Here is a 19,128-nt window from a genome sequence, read left to right as displayed (position 1 = left end):
AACATTCCGGCCGTTGCTTTCGACCTGTTCATCTGTCTAGTGTCACCGATATTCCCTGCTCCACCGTGTCCCCCGAAGTCCCCCGAACTCGAGGCGGCGATGAGCGCGATCCCGAAGAACACCACCATCCGGCGCGCCCTGTCCCGCCGCGACCGCGCGTCGATCGCGGGCATGGCCGCGGTCATCCTGACGCTCAACCTCGCCGGCTGGGGCGTGCTCGGCCTGGTCGTCGCACCACGCCACTACGCACTCGGGACGTCCGGGGTGTTCGGCCTGGGGCTGGGGGTCACGGCGTTCACGCTCGGCATGCGGCACGCGTTCGACGCCGACCACATCGCCGCGATCGACAACACCACCCGCAAACTGATCGCCGACGGAAAACGGCCGTTGTCGGTCGGTTTCTGGTTTTCCCTCGGCCATTCGACCGTCGTTTTCCTGCTGTGCCTGCTGCTTTCACTCGGGGTTCGCGCGCTCGCCGGCCAGGTGGGCGACGACGGATCCGCCCTGCACCGGACGACCGGCCTGATCGGCACGTCGGTCTCCGGGGTGTTCCTGTACGTGATCGCGATCCTGAACCTCGTGGTGCTGGGCGGGATCCTCCGCGTCTTCCGGAGCATGCGACGCGGCGACTTCGACGAGGCGGAGCTGGAGCAGCAGCTGGACAAGAGGGGGTTCCTGAACCGGATCCTCGGCGGCGTCACCAAAGCGGTGCGCAAGCCGTGGCACAGCTACCCCGTGGGTGTCCTCTTCGGACTCGGCTTCGACACGGCCACCGAGATCGGCCTGCTGGTGCTCGCCGCGGGCGCGGCCGCGTTTTCGCTGCCCTGGTACGCGATCCTGGTGCTGCCGGTGCTGTTCGCGGCCGGCATGACCCTGTTCGACGCGATCGACGGGTGCTTCATGAACTTCGCCTACGCCTGGGCGTTCGCGCGGCCCGTCCGCAAGATCTTCTACAACCTCGTGATCACGGCGCTCTCGGTGGCGGTCGCCCTGATCGTCGGCACGATCGAGCTGCTGTCCCTGCTCGTGGACAAGCTGGGCATCACCGGTCCGGTCGCCGTCGTCGCCCACATGGACCTCGACCACATCGGCTTCCTGATCGTCGGGCTCTTCGTCGTCACCTGGCTGGCCGCCCTCGCCGTCTGGCACTTCGGCCGCATCGAAGAGAAGTGGAGCCCGCCCGCTTCCCCGGTGCTGCCGTCGAACGCGGAAAACCGGCCGTCGCCGTAGCCATGGAGATTCGGCTACGGCGACGACCGGACGACGGACTTACTTGTTGGTGCCGGGGGTGAGGACCTTGTCGATGACGAAGACGGTGGCGTTCTTGGTGGGGATGTTGCCGCACAGGATCTTCGCGCCGTTGACGGTCATGTTGTCACCGGTGCCTTCGATCTTCAGCGGCCCACCGGCGGCGTTGAGCGAGTCGAGCGTGCCTGCGGCGGCGAGGCCCTTGGCGTCGTAACGCTTGCCGACGACGTGGTACTGCAGGATCGGCGACAGCTCGGCCGGCTTCCCCGCCAGCTCGTTGAACTTCGCGTCACCCAACGCCGCGAAGGCCGGGTCGGCCGGGGCGAACACCGTGATGGCGGGGGCGCTGTTGAGGGTGTCGACCAGGTTGGTGGCCTTGACCGCGGCGACCAGCTTGGTCAGCAGCGGGTTCGTCGACGCGGCCGAGGCGACCGGCTGGGGGCCCATCGAGTCCAGCGAGCCCGGCGCGGAACCCTGGGGGAGCTGGCTGCAGGCGGGGCCGAAGACGTCGGCGTTGGTCGTCATGCCATCGGAAGCACCGGCGGCCGCGCTGGTCGAGGGGGCGGCCATCGAGGACGACGGGGCCGGGGCGCTGGAGCTGCCCGACGACGCGGTGTCGCTGCCGCTGCACGCGGTCAGGGCCAGGGCGGCAGCCGCGGTGAGACCGATTCCGGCAATACGAAGCTTGCTCATGAATTCACTCCAGAGGATTACGCGGTGGAAACGGAACTTCAGCGGTTTCCGTCTTGTTGCTGGTGATTCGGAACCCCCGGGGAACCGGATTGGTTTCGGGGAAGTTTTTCTCAGGCGGCCGTGAACGTGACGTTGTGCCAGCCGGTCGCGCCGTCGGGAACGGTGCCCGCGCGCATGTCGGTCTGGGTGTAGCCGGACTTGTCGGTGGCGCGGCAGAACACCTGGTGCACCCCGGCGGGCAGGTCGACCTCGGTCCACCACATCCGCCAGGTGTTGAGGTTGACCTCCTGCGACAGCGTGGTCTGCTGCCACGGGCCCTGGTCCACGCGCACCTCGACCTTCTCGATCCCGGTGTGCTGCGCCCAGGCGACTCCCGCGACGCGCGTCTTTCCCTTGGGGACGCTGGCGAACCCGCGGTGCGAGTCGAACCGCGACTCCGTCTTGATCGGCGCTTCCTTGCTCCAGCCGCGCTTGAGCCAGTAGGCCTGACGCGCGGCCCACGTCGTGACCTCGATGTCCACGACCCACTTCGTCGCCGACACGTAGCCGAACAGGCCGGGCGTGACGAGCCGCGCGGGGAAACCGTGTTCCAGCGGGAGCGGCTCGCCGTTCATCCCGATGGCGAGCATCGCGCCGCGGCCGCGGTCCTGGGCCGCCGCGACGGGCGTGCCCGACGTCCAGCCGTCGACGCTGGTGCAGAACAGCTGCTCGGCGCCGGGTTCCACGCCGGCTTCCTGCAACAGGTCGGCCAGGTCGACGCCGATGAAGTTCGACGTCGAGACGTAGTCGCCGCCAACTTCGTTGGACACGCACGTCATGGTGACGGTGCGCTCGACCAGCGGCCGGTTGCGGATGTCGTTGTAGCTGTAGCGGATTTCGCGGCCGACCATGCCGTGCAGCCGCAGGCTCCAGTCCTCGGTCCGCACCTGCGGAACGGACAACGCCGTGTCCACGCGGTAGAACTTGTCGTTCGGCGTCAGGAACGGCGGCGTGCCCAGCTTGGCGAAGTCGGCATCGGCCGGGATCATCGGCGCCGTGCGCGCCGGGACGAGCTTGCCGACCGCTTCACGGGACGCGGTGGCGTCACGCGACGAGCTGATCAGCTGTCCGCCGAGACCGGCCGCGCCGGCACCCACGACGACACCCGCGCCGCCGATCAGGAACCGCCGCCGGGACGTGCCGGTCTTCTCGTCCGTCTCCGGGTCGCGCCACACGCGCGGCGCGATCCGGTGCAGGAGAAGGAAAACCGCGACACCGGCGATCAGGCTGGCGACCGGGGCCAGCAGCGCGACCGCGCTCAGGTCCGGACGCTGGTAGACGGCGAACGCGCCGACCAGGCCGAACACGGCGATGAGCACGGTGCCCGGCACCGGCGACCGTCGCGAAAGGACACCCGCGACCGCGGCGACTCCCACCATGACCACGGCCATGCTGCCCAGCAGCACGAGCTTGTCGTAGGTGCCGAACGTGCGGACGGCGAAGTCCTTCAGCTCGATCGGCGTGAGGTCGATGGCGCCGTTGCCCACCGCCAGGTAGGGCGAGGCGTTGATGCTGATGAACCCCGCGACCAGGTGCCCGACCGCCAGTGCGGCGGCCAGTGCGAGGACGCCGGTGAAAGCGGCCGCGAAAAACCGCAGCCGCGTCTTCCCCGGTGGTGCGGGTGTCTCGGGGCGAGCCAGTTCCGTTGCGGTCATACCCGGCGTTCGGCTCTGACCCGCCCAGCGTATTGGTGCCGTGACCTTCCCGACACCCACGATCACCCGAAAGGTGCGCCCGCAGCTCAGCTGAAACAACGACCAATACGCACCGGGGTCGACCTCGAACATCTGAAGACAGGCCGCTCGCAGTGATCCACTGCGTCACAGGCTCGGCTCCGGCCGGGAAGGATTTTCATGGCCGCCGCCGCACGCGCCACCACCGTAACCCTCCTCCATCGACCCACCGGCACCCACCCGGACAACGCGCCCGCCACCCCCGAAGAGCTCCTCCGGCGATCCGCGCTGGGCGACGAGCAGGCTTTCGCGCTGCTCTACGACCAGCTCGTGAGCCCGATCTTCGGCACCGTGATGCAGGTCCTGCGCAGCCGCGCGCAGTCCGAAGAGGTCACTCAGGAGGTGCTGCTCGAAATCTGGCGCAAGGCCGCCCAGTTCGACTCCGCGCGGGCGAAGGTCAGCACGTGGGCGCTGACGATCGCCCACCGCCGGGCCATCGACCGGGTCCGCTCCGAGCAGTCCGCCCGCAACCGGCAGGAACGATCCGACCTGCTGGACATGCGACGCCCGTACGACGACGTCGCCGAGTCGACGATGTCCACTGTGGACCGTGACCTGGTCCGGCAGGCGCTGGGCGTGCTCACCGATCTGCAGCGGGAGTCGATCCTGCTCGCCTATTTCCACGGACTCACCTGCCGGGAGGTCGCCGAAAAGCTCGGCGTCGCGATCGGCACCGTCAAAACCCGCATGCGCGACGGCATGATCCGCCTGCGGGACGCGTTGGGAGCGACCCGATGACCACCGCCGAAGCCCACACCCTCACCGGTGCGTACGTCCTCGACGCCGTCACCGACCTCGAACGCGCCGCCTTCGACCGCCACCTGGCCGAGTGCGGGACCTGCGCCGCGGAAGTCCGCGAGCTCCGGGAGACCGCCGCGCGCCTCGGTGCCGCGATGACCGCCGTCCCCGGCAACGGCCTGCGCAGCCGGGTGCTCACCGCGGTCGCCGAGACCCGGCAGCTCCCGCCCCAGGTGGCACCCGCCGCCGCGCGACGGACGTGGCGCAAGCGCGCCACGATCGTCACCGCGTCGATCGCGGCCGCCGCCGCGATCCTGGTCGGCGGCGTCGGCATCGGCCTGTCGCAGACCGGCACCACACCCGTTCCGGTGGCCGGCTCCGCCCAGGTCCAGAACGCCTCGGACGCGGTCACCGTCCGGGCCGGCGCGGCCACCGCGACCCTCTCGCGGTCGCTCGGCCGGGTCGTCGTGACCGCGTCGGGGCTGCCCGCGCTCGACGCCGGGCACGCCTACCAGGTCTGGCTGATCGGCCCGCGCGGTCCGCAGTCCGCCGGCCTGCTGCCGGCGGGCGACGGGACGCTCGGCGCGGTCCTGCCGGGCGACACCGACCGGGTCGCCATCACCACGGAGCCCGCGGCGGGCTCGCCGCAGCCGACCACCGCCGCCGTGGCGCGGCTCCCGCTTGCCTGACCGGACCCGTCGTCACAGCGAGGCGGGCGAGCGGGGTACCGCGATCCGGTGCCCCGCTCGCCCGGTCCGCCCGGGCCCACCACCTACGCTGTCCTGGTGCTCCGGACCGACCGGAGACGGGGAGGCGAGCCCGGTGCCGGACGGCAGACCCGACCTGGTCCTCTGCGACCCGGGGCGGACGGGCGCGTTGCACGACAGCGGGCTCTCGGCCCGCGCGGACAGCGCGATGGACCGGTTCGCCGCCATGGTCCGGGTGCAGCTGCGGGTCCCGGTGGCGCTGGTGTCCCTGGTCGAGCCGGACCGCCAGGTCTTCCCCGGCATGCAGGGGCTCCCCGAGCCGTGGGCCACCGCCCGCCACACCCCGCTCAGCCACTCGTTCTGCCAGCACGTCGTGATCACCGGGGAACCGCTCGTGCTCACCGACGCCCGCACCGTGGCGCTGACCAGCGACAACCTGGCCATCCCCGACCTCGGCGTCGTCGCGTACGCGGGCATCCCGCTGACCGACAGCGACGGCCACGTGCTCGGCTCGCTGTGCGCGATCGACACCCGGCCGCGGACCTGGACCGGCGACGAGATCGCCACGCTGACGGACCTGGCGACGATGTGCGCCACCGAGATCCGCCTGCGCCTGGCCACCCGGCAGAGCAAGCGCGACCGCGACCGCCGGGACGAGCTGGTCACCCAGCTCGACCGCGCCCACGCCCGCAACGAGATCCTGCTCAGCGCCGCGCAGGCGCTGGCCGGGAGCCGGACGCTGGAGCAGATCCGCCACGAGATCAGCTGGTTCGTCTCCGCCGAGCACCGGCCGACCTACATCGGGCTGGTCGTCGCCGAGCCCGGCGGGATGCTGCGCCGGGTGCCCGAGCCGGGCCGCCCGGCCCTCGCCGACACCGAGTTCGGCGTCTTCCGGGCCGACGCCGCCCTGGCCACGGCGAAGGCGTTCCGCGAACGACGGCTGCTGTGCTACGAGGACCCGGCAGCGATCGACGCGGAGTTCCCCGACGCCGTCGGGCGGCTCTACCGCGACCTGCGCCTGCACGCGACGGCCTGCGCGCCGCTCGTCGGTGACCGGGACGTCCTCGGCGTCCTCACCCTCGGCTGGGACCGGCCGCACACGCTCGACAGCGCCGAGCGCGCCGTGATCACCACCCTGGCCACCTACACCGCCCAGGCCCTCGAACGCGTCCGCCAGCTCGAGCGGCGGATCAGCGTGGCCCGCGAGCTGCAGGAAGCCATGCTCACGGACCTGCCGTCGGTGCCCGGCCTGCGGCTCGCGGCCCGCTACCGGCCGTCCGAGGTCGACGAAGCCGTCGGCGGCGACTGGTACGACGCCGTCCCGCTCCCCGGCGCGCCGGCCCTGGCCGTGACGGTCGGCGACATCACCGGCCACGACGTCCACGCGTCCACGCTGATGGGGCAGGTCCGCAGCATGATGCGCCAGACCGCGTGGAACCTGCCCGACGCCGGCCCGGCCGCGACCGTCGAAGCCCTGGAAGCCGCCCTGACCGGCCTGGATATCCCCGCGAGCGGCACGCTGCTGCACGCGCACCTGAGCCCGGACGGCACCGGCCGCTGGGGGCTGACGAGCACCAACGCGGGCCACCCACCCCCGATCCTGGTCCACGCCGACGGCCGCACAGAGCTGCTCACCGAGCACGACGCGCTCTTCAGCCACCTGGGCTTCCGGACCCGCAACCGCACGGACCAGCGACGAACCCTGGAGCCGGGCGACCTGGTCTTCCTCTACACGGACGGCCTCATCGAACGCCGCGGCGAAGACCTCGACCAGGCCATCGACCGCCTCCGCACACTGCTCGCCCGGCTGGCCGGCCAAGCCCCGGAGGCCGTGGCCGACGCCGCACTGGCACACATGGTGGAGCCGGGCGGCCACGAGGACGACGTCGTCCTGCTGGCGATCGGCACCTGACACCGTGCTCGCGCTCGCCGTCTTGGTCGAGGCCTGCCGCTGCTAGCGGGTCAACACGCCCCAGAGGGTGACCTTGTACCCCGTCGGACAGTCCCGCTCGGACCACAGCGCCGGCGAGTACCGCACGAACGGGCCGGAGTAGGCCCGCCCGTCGGTGCATTCGATGTAGGACGCGTACGTGGTCCCGGGGCCGCTCGTGCACGTGACCGTCGAATACGTGGAGCCGATCCCGCCGGACCGGGCGGGACAGACGGGACCGGCTTCCGTGCCCGCCGATGCCGTGCCCGCCCCCGCCAGTGCCGCGGAGCCGATCAACGCGGCCACCGTCATGAGCTTCGCGATGGTGATCACTTCGTGTGCCTCCCTCGTCGGGAGCCAGGACGTACCCGCACGCGGGTACTCCGGACTCGGATCACCACCTACACACGCGGCCGGCGGGACCGGTTGACGGCAGTGATCCACTCGCACCCATTCGGAGTAGCGGAGTCCGGCGGATGACGGGCGTGGCTACAGGGCGCCGGTGATGTCCGACAGCAGTGCGGCCTTCTTCTTCGCGCCCACGATCTGCTTCACCGGCTTGCCGCCCTGGAACAGGATGAGTGTCGGCAACGACATCACCTGGTAGTCGCGGGCGGTGTCCGGGTTGTCGTCGACGTTCAGCTTCACGAACGTCACGTCGCTCTGTTCGGCCGCGATCTCTTCGAGCACCGGCGTGAGCTTCTTGCACGGCCCGCACCAGGTCGCCCAGAAGTCGACCAGAACGGGCTTCTCGCTCTGGAGGACGTCGGTGGCGAAACTGGCGTCAGTGACTTCCAACATGGCTTCTCCTCAAAGGACCCGACCCGACGATGATCAGGTCCTGCGTCTCTTCTTGTCCCTCAAGCATTTCCGTGGTCCTCGCGTGCTCAGTCGAAGGTGAACGAGTAGGCCTGCAAACCCGGGCTGAGCGTCAACGTCAGCTGGCCGGTGTGCAGGTCCGGCGTCTGCGTCAAGCGGTACAGGTTCGGCGTCCCGGACACCGTGATCGTGCGTGACGGGCCGTCGCCGTTCGCGATCGTCACCGTGCCCTCGCCCGCCAGCACCAGGTTCGTGCTCCTGGCCGTGTAGCCGAGGCGGACCTCCGCGCCCGCGCCCGCTGTGGACTTCTCGTAGTCGATCGTCCAGTTGCCGGCGAAGGCGACCTTGCCGTCCGGCACCACCGGCGGGAACGCGTACGTCGCTTCCTTCTCCAGCGCCAGCGGGGTTCCGCCCGGGGCGTAGGTCTTCGGCAGCTCACCGCGGCTGAGGTACGTCTCGCGGGTCGTGCGCTCGTCCGTCGGCCTGGTGTCGGGCAGGTCCCCCGGCGCCGGCAGCGCCACGCCCGGCTCGGCCTGCTGCAGCAGCTGCCGGACCAGGTTCTCCGTCTGGTCGTAGTCGCCTTCACCGAGCTTGAAGTACCGGACCTGCCCGGTCGCGTCGATCAGGTAGCGGGCCGGCCAGTACTGGTTGCGGAAGTTGTTGAACGTGCTCGTCTCGTTGTCGATCGCCACCGGGTAGGTGATGCCGAACTTCTTCGTCGCGGCCTCGACGTTGCCCTTGTCGTGCTCGAACGCGAACTCCGGCGTGTGCACACCCACGACTTCGAGGCCGTCGGCCTGGTAACGGGAGTAGAGGTCCTTGATGTGCGGGATGCTGCGCTGGCAGTTGATGCAGGAGTACGTCCAGAAGTCGACCAGCACGACCTTGCCCTTGAGCCCGGCCATCGTCTGCGGCGAGCTGTTGATCCAGGCGTCGATGTTCTCGAACTCCGGCGTCGGCCCGCAGTCGCGCAGCTGGCCCTGGTCGTTGTTCGCGCACTTGTCCAGCGCCTGGTTGCTCGCGTCACCGAGGTTCGACAGCCGCAGCTTGCTGATCGCGTCGCTGCCCTCCACCTTCTCCTGCAACGCACCCGTGTAGTTCGGCAGCTTGGTCTGCAGCAGCGACGGCAGGTCGAAGTACAACGCCACCGCGAGCAGCAGCATCACGACCCCGCCGATCGCGCGGACCTTGCCGTTGTTCTTGCGGAAGAACTTCACCCGCTCCGAAATCTTGGCCCCCGCCAACGCGAACACCAGCAACGGCGCCGTCGCACCGATCGCGAAGGACACGGTGAGAGCAACGGTCTCGACGCCGATCTTCCCGTTGGCCGCGGCGATCGTGATCGCGGTCAGGACCGGCCCGGCGCACGGGACGTACAACAGCCCGAGCCCCAGCCCGAGGCCGAAACCACCGCCGTTGGGGTTGACCTTCCGCTGCGGCAGCTTCGAGAACGGCTTCTCCAGCAAGCGTTCCAGCGGCGGGATCAGCAGGCTCAGCCCCACGACCGACAACACGACCAGCCCGACGATCCGCAGGATGTCGTCCGGCAGGTTCAGCGCCTTGATCAGCAACGAGCCGAGCAGGGTGAAGACGGTGAAGCTCAGCACGAGCCCGCCGATCACCGCGTAGGGCCGCCGGTTGTGGGCCCGCTGCTGCTTCCTGGTGGCCAGGGCGACGCCCCCGTCCTGCTCCGGCGGTGGCTCACCGTCGGCCGTCTTCTTGGCTCCACCGGCGAAGAACACGACCGGCAGCACCGGCAGGATGCACGGCGACACCCCCGTGATCAACCCGCCGAGCAAACCGATCAGGATCAAGGTCCACATCGCCGCACTCCTCCGAAGTCCCCGGCCCGTCGTCCGAGGGCCTGCGTCGGTCATTCGCGGCAGCAGCGGCTCCAGGTGGGTACTTTTTGCCGCGTTATCGGTTCGAAAGATCTCTTCGACCCGCAAGTGCGGAATACTAGATCCCGGCGGGGAGGAGGCGGAGATGGAACGGACGCGGGTCGCGGTGCTGCTGGACCGCCACCAACCCGGCCGGTCGCCGCGCTCGATCGCGGCGTCGGCCGGCCTGCCCTCCCTGGGCGACTGGCTCCGGCCGGGCGAACGGCCCGCCGAGCTGATTCCGCCGGAGGCGATGATCCGGGTGGCGATGACGCTCGACCTGCCGGTGTCGATGGTCTCGCGCGCGTTCACCGGCACGTGGTACGACCTCAACGGCTGGGAGTGGAACCACTTCCACCGCGGCGACCGGGTCGTCGTGTTCAGCGCACCCGATCCCGCGACGGGCGCGCGCCGGGCCACCCGCGGCACCGTCCGCGACGTCGACCCGCTCGACATCATCGAGGTCGAGTTCGACGACGGCACCCGCTACAGCCGGATCCCGGAGACCGAGGGCATGATCTGCCACGCGAGCGGCGGCTGCCGCTGCAGCCTTCCCCGGTAACGCGTTTCGGCCGACGACAAAACGGGCGGGGCACCGGAGGTATCCGGTGCCCCGCCCGTTCCGGGGTACGAGGAACAGCTCAGCCGAGGTCGAGCAGGCCACCGCCGCCGAGCAGGCCGTCGTCGCAGCCGCCGTCGTGACCGCCGTGACCGTGGTGGCCGCCGGTGATCCGCAGGCCGAGCAGGATGCCGAGGTTCAGGCCGTGGTCGTGGTGGTGGTGATCGGCGACCGCGGCGGTCACCTGCGGAGTCGCGGTGGAGGCGGACGCCGCTCCCGGGGCGATCAGCAGGAAGCCGAGTGCCGCGGCCGGCAGTGCGGCGGTCGCCAGGACGCGACGGCGGAGTGTGCTCACGGTGGAACTCCTTCTCCTCGAACGAACAACGGACCCGATCCCGGCGGGATCACCGGTCGTTCGCCGCCGCCGCGGGCGGAAGACGGGCGCCGGAGCGTGGACCACGCCTGTGGGTGACGAGCGGAGATTCCGGCGAGCACGGTCCACACCGGACGCCGTGGTCTCGTCGGCGGGCGTTCCGGAAGCACGTCCGTTCACCTGATCGGGTAAATCGTGCGACCGGACCCGTCCGCCGGCGCGACGGCCGCGAATCCCAGCACGACGAACCGCCGAAACGTTCCGGCGGTCGGGCCGGACCACCGGCACCAGGTAGTCCACAGTGGACTGCTTCAGCCGCTCAATAGGAGTGATCTTTGTGACCAAGCTTCGTGTCGCCGGCATCGGCATCGCCGCGGCTGCCGCCCTGGCCCTGACCGCGTGTGGCAGCAGCGACACCGCTTCCTCGGGCAGCTCCAGCGCCCCGGCCCCGTCGTCCTCGATGGCCGCCCCCACGACCAGCGCGGCCGCCGCCGCCGACGGCATGACCACCAACGCCGACGTCTTCGGCCCCGCCTGCAGCCAGCTCCCCCAGGGTTCCGCGCCGGGCTCGCTGGACTCGATGGGCCCCCAGCCGGTCGCCTCCGCCGCGTCGACCAACCCGCTGCTGACCAAGCTGGTCGCCGCCGTCAAGGCCACCAACCTGGTCGACACCCTCAACAGCGCCCCCGCCATCACCGTGTTCGCCCCGGCCGACCCCGCGTTCGCGGCGCTGGGTGACGCCAAGTTCAACGAACTCGCCGGGAAGCCGGCCGAGCTGTCGCCGATCCTGCAGTACCACGTCGTCGGCAAGCGTTACGACGCCAAGGGCCTCGCCGCCGCAGGCACGCTCGACTCGCTCAACGCCGCCGGTGGGCCGCTGAAGATCGAAGGCACCGGCGACAACATGACCGTCAACGGCGCGAAGATCCTCTGCGGCAACATCCCCACCAAGAACGCCACCGTCTTCGTCATCGACAAGGTCCTCACCCCCGGCACCAACAAGCAGTAAGCACTTCCGGGCCGCCACTACCTCCCTTGCGGGTGGCCCGGTGACGACGACCGCCGCAGCCCGGTGACGACCGGAGCTGCGGCGGTCGCGTTGTGCGCGCTGGACAAGCGCGCCCGAAAGCCTGACGGCGGATTGCACGAGTCCGCCGCCGGGGAACGCCGAAGCGGCGGCGTTCCGCCGGTCGTCGCCACCGCCGGATCACTCCAGGGCCGTGGCGGCGACCGGCCCTCCCCGACGCGATTTCCACGCCCGGCAAGCGGTCAGACCGTCTCGCCCAGCATGCCGCGCAGCAACGTCGCGATCGTGCGCCGGTCGGTCACCCCGAGCACGACCCGGTCACCACCGTGACCGGATCGACGTTCGCCGGAAATGCCGCTGATGTACCCGATCTTCCACGTTCGACGCCTCGGTGGAAGACGATCACCCGATCCGGCGATCCACACCAATCCGCGATCGGCGCGGCCCCGAAAGGGGAAGGTCCACGAAGGATCCGCCCAGCGCCGGGAATCCGACGATGGGTTACGCCCGCCCTGCGCGGGCGGGGAGGAGTTCGTCCGTGTTTGGCAAGCGTTACGCCGCTTCGATGATCAACCGGAGCGCGGAGAACGACCAGGACCGCCGCCGCTTCCTCAAGGCCGCCGGCATGACCGGCCTCGGCGTCGTCGGCGCCGGTGCGCTCGGCGGTCTCACCGCCGGGACCGCGTCCGCGGCCACCGCGCGACCGGCCGCCGCCGCGGCGGCCGCGGCGAGCGGGGTGAGCGACGGGGCGGTGCTCAACTTCGCCCTCAACCTCGAGTACCTCGAAGCCGAGTTCTACCTGCACGCCGTCACCGGCAAGGGCCTCGCCGACGCGATGACCACCGGCACCGGCACCCGCGGCGGCGTCACCGGCGGCCGCGCGGTGAAGTTCAAGACCAAGGCCGCCAAGCAGTACGCGCAGGAGATCGCCGGCGACGAGAAGGCGCACGTCCAGTTCCTGCGTTCCGCGCTCGGCTCCGCCGCCGTCAGCCGGCCCGCGATCGACCTGCAGTCCAGCTTCACCGCCGCGGCCCAGGCCGCCGGTCTGGTCAAGCCCGGCCGCAGCTTCGACGCCTTCGCGTGCGAGGAGAACTTCCTGCTCGCCGCGTTCCTGTTCGAAGACGTCGGCGTCACGGCCTACAAAGGCGCGGCGCCCTTGATCACCAACAAGACCTACCTCGAAGCCGCGGCGGGGATCCTCGCCGTCGAGGCCTACCACGCGGCCAACATCCGCAGCGCCCTCTACCAGCACAGCGAAGGCATCCTCGGGCTCGGCCTGCTCGGCCGTGACCTCCGGGAAGCCAGCGTGAAGCTGTCCAACGCGCGGGACAGCCTCGACGGGCCCACCGACGACGACCAGGGCGTCATCGACAGCCACGGCAACGCCAACATCGTCCCCACCGACGCCAACGGCATCGCCTACAGCCGCTCACCCGGCCAAGTCCTCAACATCGTCTACCTGACGAACAAGGCCGCCACCTCCGGCGGATTCTTCCCCAAGGGCGTCAACGGCGAAGTGAACACCAGCGCCGCCAACTGAGCACCGGCCGCGGCGGGTGCCGGGTTCCGTCGGGGAATCCGGCACCCACCGCGTCCTGTCCGGAAAGGAGATCACGATGTTCGGACTCAGCGCCGAGCACCTGCTCGTCCTGCTCGTGGCCGCGCTGTTCATCATCGGCCCCGAACGGCTGCCGGGCGCGCTCACCACGGTCCGCAAAGCCGTGGTGAAGGGCAAGAACGCCCTCGGCGCGATGCAGCAGCAGATCACCGACGAGGTCGGGCCCGAGTTCGAGCAGCTGCGCAAACCCTTGCGGGAGCTGAACCAGCTGCGGGGCATGGATCCCCGCGCCGCGTTGACCCGGTTCGTCCTGGATCCGGCGCAAACTCCGGCGCAGGCTCCGGCCGAGCCGGTTGTGCCTCTTACGGCCAAAGTGTCCGGTGTGGACATGGAAGCCACCTGATTCCCAGCCGGGAAACGCAAACCGGTCCGCTCGCCGTCACGAACCACCTCGTGACCACCCCCCACCCCGGCACCAGAGCCGTGTCCTTCGGGCACTACCAACCCGTCCGTGTTGTGACCAACGACGAGCTGAGTGCCGCCCTGGGCACCTCCGACGCCTGGATCACCGAACGCGTCGGCGTCCGCACCCGGCACCTGGCCGCCCCCGGCGAGTCGGTCGCCGACATGGCCACCGCCGCGGCGGGCGACGCGCTGCGCCGGGCCGGGCGGACCGCCTCGGACGTCGACCTGGTGATCGTCGCGACCTGCACCGCCTTCGACCGGATGCCGAGCGTCGCCGCCCAGGTCGCCGAGCGGCTCGGGATCGCCGAGCCCGGCGTGTTCGACCTCAACGCCGCGTGCTCCGGCTTCTCCTACGCCCTGGCTGCCGCCGACCACGCCATCCGCGCGGGAGCGAGTCAGCGCGCGATCGTGGTCGGCGTCGACAAGATGAGCGATTTCCTCGACTGGACCGACCGCTCCACCTGCGTCATCTTCGGCGACGGAGCCGGCGCCGCGCTCGTCGAAGCGGCCGACGGGATCGACAGGATCGGCGGGATCGGGCCGGTCGTCTGGGGCTCGAACCCGGCCAAAGGCCAGAGCATCACCCTCGGCTCACCCGGCCCGCACAGCCTGCCGGCGACCTTCCGCCAGGAAGGCGCGGCGGTCTACCGCTGGGCGACGACCGCACTCGCGCCGATCGCCCGGAAAGCCTGCGCCCGGGCCGGGATCGATCCGGGCGACCTCGGCGGCATCGTCACCCACCAGGCCAACACGCGCATCATCGCCGCCCTCGCCCGCGACATCGGCGCCCGGGACGCGGTCGTCGCCACCGACGTCGCCGAATCCGGCAACACCTCCGCCGCCAGCATCCCCCTCGCCCTCTCGAAACTCCTCGAACGACGGGAAATCCCGGCCGGCGCACCGGTGCTGCTGTTCGGGTTCGGCGCCGGCCTGACCTACGCCGGCCAGGTCATCACCTGCCCGTGACGCCCGGAGCACGCGCGGCTCAGCCGGCGACGACGTCGGCCCACACCGTCTTGCCGGCGGTGCCGTGCGTGACGACGCCCCACCGGCGGCTGACCGCGTCGACGAGCAGGAGCCCCCGCCCCCGCGTGTCGTCCGGCGACGACCCACCGAGCCGGAGCCCGAGGTCCGGCCGCGAGTCGTCGACCTCCAGCCGGACCGGGGACCGGCGAGCCCGGTACCGGACGCGCAGCGCCTGCACGCCGTGGGCGTGATCCAGTGCGTTGGTGACCAGCTCGGTCGCCAGCAGCAGGACGTCCTGGACACCGTCGGGCGAGGCGCCGGCCAGCACGCGTCGCAACCACCCCCGCATGGCCGCCAGGTCGGGTACGGCACCGGCCTCGAAGCGGTATTCACGAGTGGAATGGTCCGGGTCGTCCATGAGGTCCTTTGCCGAGCGATGGGGAGCCGACGACTGCGTCTCCTCCCGGGGTTACCCGGACGACCGGCGATTACTCGCGAACCGGACCATCACCGTGAGGCGGCGTGCACCGTAGGCCGGTAGATCAGCTCCGGCGTGCGGCCGTTCCGCATCCTCGTGACCCACGGATCGGAGACCTCGGCGAGGCTCGCGGCCAGCATCGCCACGTGCTCCCGGAAGTACGTGGCGGTCATGGCGTTCTCCTCGCGAGCGGTGTGTGGGTACCGGCCTCTCACCTCCACCACGAACACGCACGCCGCCATTCGACACCGCGGGCGGCCGATGCTCAACGCAGTTGGACGCGCCCCAGCAGGCGGTCGACGACCTCGGCCAGCGGCTGCTCGCCCGGACCTTCCAGCCACCGCACGATTCCGGTCCGCACGACCGCGAGGAACGTCGCCGTCATGAGGCGGGCCAGCTCGTCGTCGACGCCGCCGCGGCGGGCGAGCAGCACTGCCGTGAGGTCGCGTTCCAGGGCGATCTGGTCGCCGGCCTGCTGCGCCAGCAGCGACGGGTGCCGCCGGAGCAGCCGCAGCTGCGCCACCCACTGGGGGTCGGGCACGGGCCGCGCCTGGTACAGCCCGCGGCTCGCCGCCCGCAGCGCCGCCCACGGCTCCTCGCCGGCCGGCCTGCTCTCGACCAGGGCCACCAGCTCCCGGGTCCGCTCGCGATCGGCGTGCAGGATCGCGTCTTCCTTGTTCGCGAAGTAGTTGGAGAACGTCCGCCGGGACACGCCCACCTCGTCGGCGATGTCCTCGACGGTGACGCCGTCGAGGCCGCGCTCCACCGCCAGCCGCAGCGCCGCCTCGTGCAGCGACTGCCGCGTCGCCGCCTTCTTGCGCGTGCGCAGCGTGTCGAGGGTGTCCATGCCGACAGCTTAACGACGGGCTTATAGTGCCCATTGCGCAAGTTTGCACAGTGGGCAATAATTTACGGAGACGTGAAGGAGTCCTGTGAAAGCGGAGAGAAACGAGGCGGGCGCGATGCGGCACCGCGAGGTGCTGGAGTCGCTGTCCGGGCTGCTGCTCGCGCTGTTCGTGGCCATGATCAGCTCGACGGTCGTCTCGACCTCGCTGCCGCTGATCATCGGCTCGCTGAACGGCACCCAGACCCAGTACACGTGGGTGGTCACGGCCACGCTGCTGGCGGCCACGGCCACGACCCCGATCTGGGGCAAGCTCGCCGACCTGTTCAACAAGAAGACGCTGGTCCAGGTCGCGATCGTGATCTTCGTGGCCGGATCGACGATCAGCGGGTTCAGCCAGGACACCGGGCAGCTGATCGCCGCCCGCGCGTTCCAGGGCATCGGCGTCGGCGGCCTGCAGGCCCTGGTCCAGGTCGTGATCGCGGCGATCATCCCGCCACGGGAACGCGGCCGGTACAACGGTTACCTCGGCGCCGTCATGGCGGTGGCCACGGTCGGCGGCCCGCTGCTGGGCGGCCTGATCGTGGACGTGCCGTGGCTCGGCTGGCGCTGGTGCTTCTTCGTCGGCGTGCCGATCGCGGCGCTCGCGTTCGTCGTCCTGCAGCGCACGCTCAAGCTGGAGACCGTGCGCCGCGACGACGTCCGGGTCGACTACCTCGGCGCCGGCCTCATCGCCGCCGGCGTGAGCGTCCTGCTGATCTGGGTTTCCTTCGTGGGCAACACGTTCGCCTGGGGCTCCTGGCAGACCGCCGTGATGGTGGCGGGCGGTCTCGTGCTCCTCGCGCTGGCCGTGCTGGTGGAGCTGAAGGTCCGCGAACCCGTGGTACCGCTGAAGATCGTCGTCCAGCGCACCCCCGCGCTGGCGATCATCGCCAGCCTCGCGGTCGGCATGGCCATGTTCGGCGGCGCGGTGTTCCTCGGCCAGTACTTCCAGATCGGCCGCGGCTTCTCGCCCACCGAGGCCGGTCTGCTGACCATGCCGATGATGGCCGGTGTGCTCGTCTCCTCGACCGTCTCCGGCCGGTTGATCAGCCGCACCGGCAAGATCAAGCCCTACATCGTGGCCGGCAGCGTGATCCTGGTGGCCGGGTTCCTCGTGCTGGGCCTGGTCGACCACGCCACGTCACTGTGGCTGATCGGCGTCGCGATGGCCGTCGTCGGTGTCGGGGTCGGCATGACCATGCAGAACCTCGTGCTGGCCGTGCAGAACGACGTGCCCCTGCGCGACCTCGGCTCGGCGAGCGCGTCGGTCACGTTCTTCCGGTCGCTCGGCGGCACCATCGGCATTTCGGTGCTGGGCGCCGTCCTGGCGAACCGGGTGACGGCAGACCTGTCCGCGGCGCTGCACGTGCCCGCGGGCCAGGCGTCGACCGGCAGCGTCAGCGCGTTGAACCTCAAAGCCCTGCCACCGCAGGTGCAGGCGGTCGTCCACACCGTCTACGGCGACGCGACCGCGCACATCTTCCTGATCTCCGCCGCGGTCGCGGTCGTCGGCGTGATCGCGGCGCTGCTGCTCAAGCCGATCACCCTGCGCACGACGATCGACGTCGAGCAGAAGACCGAAGAGCCGGTCGCGGGGTAGGTGGCCACGATGAGCCCCGCCGAGCTCGACGCGTCCGGGTCCAGTGCCTTCGAGTCCACTGTGGAGCGGTTCGGTCCGCGCCGGGGCCCGGCGGCGCGGGCCATCCTGGCCGGGGTCGACGGCTCCGACACCGCGATGCGGGCGGCGGCCTACGCTTTCGGCCTGACGCGACGCCAGGGCGGCCGGCTGATCGTCGCCTTCATCGCGCGGCACTCGGCCCTGACGACCCTCGGGCCGCCGGTCGCCGCCGCCGTCGAGCACGACACGACGTGGCAGGTCTACACCGAGCTGCGCGACCAGATCCGTTCGGGCGCCGAAGAACTCGAGGTGCCGGTGACGCTCCTCAAGATGTTCGGCGACCCGTACACGGCGTTGCGCGACACCGCCGACCGCTGCCAGGTGGACACGGTCGTCGTCGGCGCGTCGCAGAAGGCGGGTCACCGCTTCGCGGGTTCGGTGGCCACGAAGCTGATCAGGGCGGGCCACTGGCCGGTGCTGGTGGTGCCCTGAGGACACCGCTCAGGCCGTCACCGCGCGTTCGACGTGCAGGGCGAGGAACGCGTAGACCCGCCGGACCAGCTCGGGGTCGCCGGCCATGAGGTCGTACCCGTGGTCGACGCCGCGGATGTCGTAGTGCTCCACCAGTGCGCCGGCTTCCGCGAGCTTGGCCGCGTAGGCGACGGCTTCGGCGCGCAGCCGGTCGTACTCGCAGGTGATCACCAACGCGGGTGCGATGCCCACCAGGCCGTCGCCGTTGCTCCCCCACGCCGGCGACGCCAGCGGGTCGGTGCGGCGGGCGGCGTCGGGGATGTAGGCGGTGTCGAAGACCTCCCCCATCCACGGCCGGATCACCGCGCCCCGGGGCGCGGGCTTGGCCGCGGCCGGGGTGACGAGGTCCAGCGGCGGGTAGTGCAGCACCTGCAACGCGATCGCCGGACCGCCGTCGCGCAGCGCGAGCCGGGACGCCGCGGCCGCGAGCGAGCCGCCGGCGCTCTGGCCGCCGACGCACAGCCGGCCGCCGGCCCACTCGCGCTCGGGTGCGGCCGCCCACGTCAGCGCGTCGTGGACCTGTTCGCACGGCACGGGGAACCGCCGGGCCGGCGCGAGCGCGTAGTCGACGTTGACCACGAACACCCCGGCGTGCTCGGCGAGGTACCGGCACAGCGGGTCGTCGCCGATCGGGGCGCCGATCACGAACCCGCCGCCGTGGGCGTTGACGTAGACGCCGCGGGCGTCTCCCGGCGGGCGGTAGAGGGTGGCGGCCATCGGGCCGTGCCGGGTCGGGATCGTGATTTCGCCGGTGCGGCCCGGAATCTCGGGGAACAGCGGACGCGGTGTGATCGCGCGCGCGGCGGCGGCCCCCAGCAGGCGGGCCACCCCGTCGGCGACGAACGGCTTAGACAGGATCGACAGGATCGACACGGGCGAC

General features: G+C 70.9%; 22 protein-coding genes. 11 read left to right on the top strand and 11 right to left on the bottom strand.

The window, feature by feature from the left end; translation table 11 throughout:
• Window positions 1-99: 99 nt before the first annotated feature.
• Window positions 100-1,230 carry a HoxN/HupN/NixA family nickel/cobalt transporter gene (locus tag OHS58_RS03600; protein WP_328647116.1) on the top strand — a complete coding sequence of 377 codons (1,131 nt, stop codon included), beginning with the start codon at window positions 100-102 and terminating at the stop codon, window positions 1,228-1,230.
• A gap of 39 nt (window positions 1,231-1,269) precedes the next feature.
• On the opposite strand, the gene OHS58_RS03595 is transcribed toward OHS58_RS03600, so the two are convergent.
• Both OHS58_RS03595 and OHS58_RS03590 read right to left on the bottom strand, forming a co-directional pair.
• Window positions 1,270-1,941, bottom strand: a complete 672-nt coding sequence (locus OHS58_RS03595; RefSeq protein WP_328647115.1) for a fasciclin domain-containing protein — start codon at window positions 1,939-1,941, stop codon at window positions 1,270-1,272.
• 110 nt (window positions 1,942-2,051) lie between these two features.
• On the bottom strand, window positions 2,052-3,635 hold the full coding sequence (locus OHS58_RS03590) for a molybdopterin-dependent oxidoreductase (RefSeq protein WP_328647114.1): 1,584 nt from the start codon (window positions 3,633-3,635) through the stop codon (window positions 2,052-2,054).
• A gap of 198 nt (window positions 3,636-3,833) precedes the next feature.
• Here OHS58_RS03590 and sigK point away from each other — a divergent pair, with 198 nt between their 5' ends.
• From sigK to OHS58_RS03575, 3 genes are all read left to right on the top strand, one after another.
• Window positions 3,834-4,451, top strand: coding sequence for an ECF RNA polymerase sigma factor SigK (gene sigK, locus OHS58_RS03585; protein WP_326951323.1), 618 nt, complete (start codon window positions 3,834-3,836; stop codon window positions 4,449-4,451).
• Window positions 4,448-5,140, top strand: a complete 693-nt coding sequence (locus OHS58_RS03580; protein ID WP_328647113.1) for an anti-sigma factor — start codon at window positions 4,448-4,450, stop codon at window positions 5,138-5,140. Before sigK ends, OHS58_RS03580 begins: the two co-directional genes overlap by 4 nt.
• A gap of 133 nt (window positions 5,141-5,273) precedes the next feature.
• Window positions 5,274-7,070, top strand: a complete 1,797-nt coding sequence (locus OHS58_RS03575; protein ID WP_328647112.1) for a GAF domain-containing SpoIIE family protein phosphatase — start codon at window positions 5,274-5,276, stop codon at window positions 7,068-7,070.
• 42 nt (window positions 7,071-7,112) lie between these two features.
• On the opposite strand, the gene OHS58_RS03570 is transcribed toward OHS58_RS03575, so the two are convergent.
• From OHS58_RS03570 to OHS58_RS03560, 3 genes are all read right to left on the bottom strand, one after another.
• Window positions 7,113-7,421, bottom strand: a complete 309-nt coding sequence (locus tag OHS58_RS03570; RefSeq protein ID WP_328647111.1) for a hypothetical protein — start codon at window positions 7,419-7,421, stop codon at window positions 7,113-7,115.
• 156 nt (window positions 7,422-7,577) lie between these two features.
• Window positions 7,578-7,889 carry a thioredoxin gene (trxA, locus tag OHS58_RS03565; protein WP_326951326.1) on the bottom strand — a complete coding sequence of 104 codons (312 nt, stop codon included), beginning with the start codon at window positions 7,887-7,889 and terminating at the stop codon, window positions 7,578-7,580.
• Window positions 7,890-7,975: 86 nt separating this feature from the next.
• Window positions 7,976-9,730 carry a cytochrome c biogenesis protein DipZ gene (locus tag OHS58_RS03560; RefSeq protein WP_328647110.1) on the bottom strand — a complete coding sequence of 585 codons (1,755 nt, stop codon included), beginning with the start codon at window positions 9,728-9,730 and terminating at the stop codon, window positions 7,976-7,978.
• Between the two features lie 163 nt (window positions 9,731-9,893).
• On the opposite strand from OHS58_RS03560, the gene OHS58_RS03555 reads away from it, so the two are divergent.
• A complete protein-coding gene (locus tag OHS58_RS03555) occupies window positions 9,894-10,349 on the top strand; it encodes a hypothetical protein (protein WP_326951944.1) in 456 nt (151 codons plus the stop codon).
• Between the two features lie 79 nt (window positions 10,350-10,428).
• Here OHS58_RS03555 and OHS58_RS03550 read toward each other — a convergent pair whose 3' ends face one another.
• The gene (locus tag OHS58_RS03550; protein WP_328647109.1) at window positions 10,429-10,701 is read right to left on the bottom strand and encodes a hypothetical protein; all 273 of its coding nucleotides are present in this window, start codon (window positions 10,699-10,701) and stop codon (window positions 10,429-10,431) included.
• Window positions 10,702-11,056: 355 nt separating this feature from the next.
• On the opposite strand from OHS58_RS03550, the gene OHS58_RS03545 reads away from it, so the two are divergent.
• Window positions 11,057-11,728 (top strand): fasciclin domain-containing protein, encoded by a 672-nt coding sequence (locus tag OHS58_RS03545; RefSeq protein WP_326951942.1) that lies wholly within the window; start codon window positions 11,057-11,059, stop codon window positions 11,726-11,728.
• A 260-nt stretch (window positions 11,729-11,988) separates the two neighbouring features.
• On the opposite strand, the gene OHS58_RS03540 is transcribed toward OHS58_RS03545, so the two are convergent.
• A complete protein-coding gene (locus OHS58_RS03540; RefSeq protein WP_328647108.1) occupies window positions 11,989-12,174 on the bottom strand; it encodes a hypothetical protein in 186 nt (61 codons plus the stop codon).
• A gap of 110 nt (window positions 12,175-12,284) precedes the next feature.
• Here OHS58_RS03540 and OHS58_RS03535 point away from each other — a divergent pair, with 110 nt between their 5' ends.
• The 3 genes from OHS58_RS03535 to OHS58_RS03525 all read left to right on the top strand — a co-directional run bounded on the left by OHS58_RS03535 (window position 12,285) and on the right by OHS58_RS03525 (window position 14,735).
• Window positions 12,285-13,286 carry a ferritin-like domain-containing protein gene (locus OHS58_RS03535; protein ID WP_326951334.1) on the top strand — a complete coding sequence of 334 codons (1,002 nt, stop codon included), beginning with the start codon at window positions 12,285-12,287 and terminating at the stop codon, window positions 13,284-13,286.
• Window positions 13,287-13,362: 76 nt separating this feature from the next.
• On the top strand, window positions 13,363-13,707 hold the full coding sequence (locus OHS58_RS03530; protein WP_326951939.1) for a Sec-independent protein translocase TatB: 345 nt from the start codon (window positions 13,363-13,365) through the stop codon (window positions 13,705-13,707).
• A 50-nt stretch (window positions 13,708-13,757) separates the two neighbouring features.
• Window positions 13,758-14,735, top strand: a complete 978-nt coding sequence (locus tag OHS58_RS03525; RefSeq protein ID WP_328647107.1) for a beta-ketoacyl-ACP synthase III — start codon at window positions 13,758-13,760, stop codon at window positions 14,733-14,735.
• A 19-nt stretch (window positions 14,736-14,754) separates the two neighbouring features.
• Here the strand turns inward: OHS58_RS03525 and OHS58_RS03520 are convergent, their stop codons facing one another.
• The 3 genes from OHS58_RS03520 to OHS58_RS03510 form a co-directional block, all read right to left on the bottom strand.
• Window positions 14,755-15,153, bottom strand: a complete 399-nt coding sequence (locus tag OHS58_RS03520) for an ATP-binding protein (protein ID WP_326951337.1) — start codon at window positions 15,151-15,153, stop codon at window positions 14,755-14,757.
• 89 nt (window positions 15,154-15,242) lie between these two features.
• Window positions 15,243-15,386, bottom strand: coding sequence for a hypothetical protein (locus OHS58_RS03515; protein WP_328647106.1), 144 nt, complete (start codon window positions 15,384-15,386; stop codon window positions 15,243-15,245).
• Window positions 15,387-15,478: 92 nt separating this feature from the next.
• Window positions 15,479-16,060, bottom strand: coding sequence for a TetR/AcrR family transcriptional regulator (locus OHS58_RS03510; RefSeq protein WP_328647105.1), 582 nt, complete (start codon window positions 16,058-16,060; stop codon window positions 15,479-15,481).
• A 115-nt stretch (window positions 16,061-16,175) separates the two neighbouring features.
• On the opposite strand from OHS58_RS03510, the gene OHS58_RS03505 reads away from it, so the two are divergent.
• The gene (locus tag OHS58_RS03505) at window positions 16,176-17,699 is read left to right on the top strand and encodes an MFS transporter (protein ID WP_326951593.1); all 1,524 of its coding nucleotides are present in this window, start codon (window positions 16,176-16,178) and stop codon (window positions 17,697-17,699) included.
• A gap of 9 nt (window positions 17,700-17,708) precedes the next feature.
• Entirely contained in the window at window positions 17,709-18,209 is a 501-nt protein-coding gene (locus tag OHS58_RS03500; protein WP_328647104.1) for a universal stress protein, read from the top strand.
• 9 nt (window positions 18,210-18,218) lie between these two features.
• Here the strand turns inward: OHS58_RS03500 and OHS58_RS03495 are convergent, their stop codons facing one another.
• The gene (locus OHS58_RS03495) at window positions 18,219-19,121 is read right to left on the bottom strand and encodes an alpha/beta hydrolase fold domain-containing protein (RefSeq protein WP_328647103.1); all 903 of its coding nucleotides are present in this window, start codon (window positions 19,119-19,121) and stop codon (window positions 18,219-18,221) included.
• Between the last annotated feature and the right edge of the window lie 7 nt (window positions 19,122-19,128).

The sequence above is a fragment of the Amycolatopsis sp. NBC_00348 genome, from assembly GCF_036114655.1.
Classification (GTDB): Bacteria; Actinomycetota; Actinomycetes; order Mycobacteriales; family Pseudonocardiaceae; genus Amycolatopsis.
The sequence above is the reverse complement of the archived record's forward strand: the minus strand, read 5'-3'. Positions and strand labels throughout refer to the sequence as shown.

Coding starts and splice junctions, on each gene's coding strand:
- OHS58_RS03555 (WP_326951944.1), top strand. CDS start 9,894: ATGGAACGGACGCGGGTCGCGGTGCTGCTGGACCGCCACCAACCCGGC.
- OHS58_RS03595 (WP_328647115.1), bottom strand. CDS start 1,941: ATGAGCAAGCTTCGTATTGCCGGAATCGGTCTCACCGCGGCTGCCGCC.
- trxA (WP_326951326.1), bottom strand. CDS start 7,889: ATGTTGGAAGTCACTGACGCCAGTTTCGCCACCGACGTCCTCCAGAGC.
- sigK (WP_326951323.1), top strand. CDS start 3,834: ATGGCCGCCGCCGCACGCGCCACCACCGTAACCCTCCTCCATCGACCC.
- OHS58_RS03560 (WP_328647110.1), bottom strand. CDS start 9,730: ATGTGGACCTTGATCCTGATCGGTTTGCTCGGCGGGTTGATCACGGGG.
- OHS58_RS03500 (WP_328647104.1), top strand. CDS start 17,709: ATGAGCCCCGCCGAGCTCGACGCGTCCGGGTCCAGTGCCTTCGAGTCC.
- OHS58_RS03580 (WP_328647113.1), top strand. CDS start 4,448: ATGACCACCGCCGAAGCCCACACCCTCACCGGTGCGTACGTCCTCGAC.
- OHS58_RS03600 (WP_328647116.1), top strand. CDS start 100: ATGAGCGCGATCCCGAAGAACACCACCATCCGGCGCGCCCTGTCCCGC.
- OHS58_RS03520 (WP_326951337.1), bottom strand. CDS start 15,153: ATGGACGACCCGGACCATTCCACTCGTGAATACCGCTTCGAGGCCGGT.
- OHS58_RS03510 (WP_328647105.1), bottom strand. CDS start 16,060: ATGGACACCCTCGACACGCTGCGCACGCGCAAGAAGGCGGCGACGCGG.
- OHS58_RS03515 (WP_328647106.1), bottom strand. CDS start 15,386: ATGACCGCCACGTACTTCCGGGAGCACGTGGCGATGCTGGCCGCGAGC.
- OHS58_RS03505 (WP_326951593.1), top strand. CDS start 16,176: ATGCGGCACCGCGAGGTGCTGGAGTCGCTGTCCGGGCTGCTGCTCGCG.
- OHS58_RS03590 (WP_328647114.1), bottom strand. CDS start 3,635: ATGACCGCAACGGAACTGGCTCGCCCCGAGACACCCGCACCACCGGGG.
- OHS58_RS03530 (WP_326951939.1), top strand. CDS start 13,363: ATGTTCGGACTCAGCGCCGAGCACCTGCTCGTCCTGCTCGTGGCCGCG.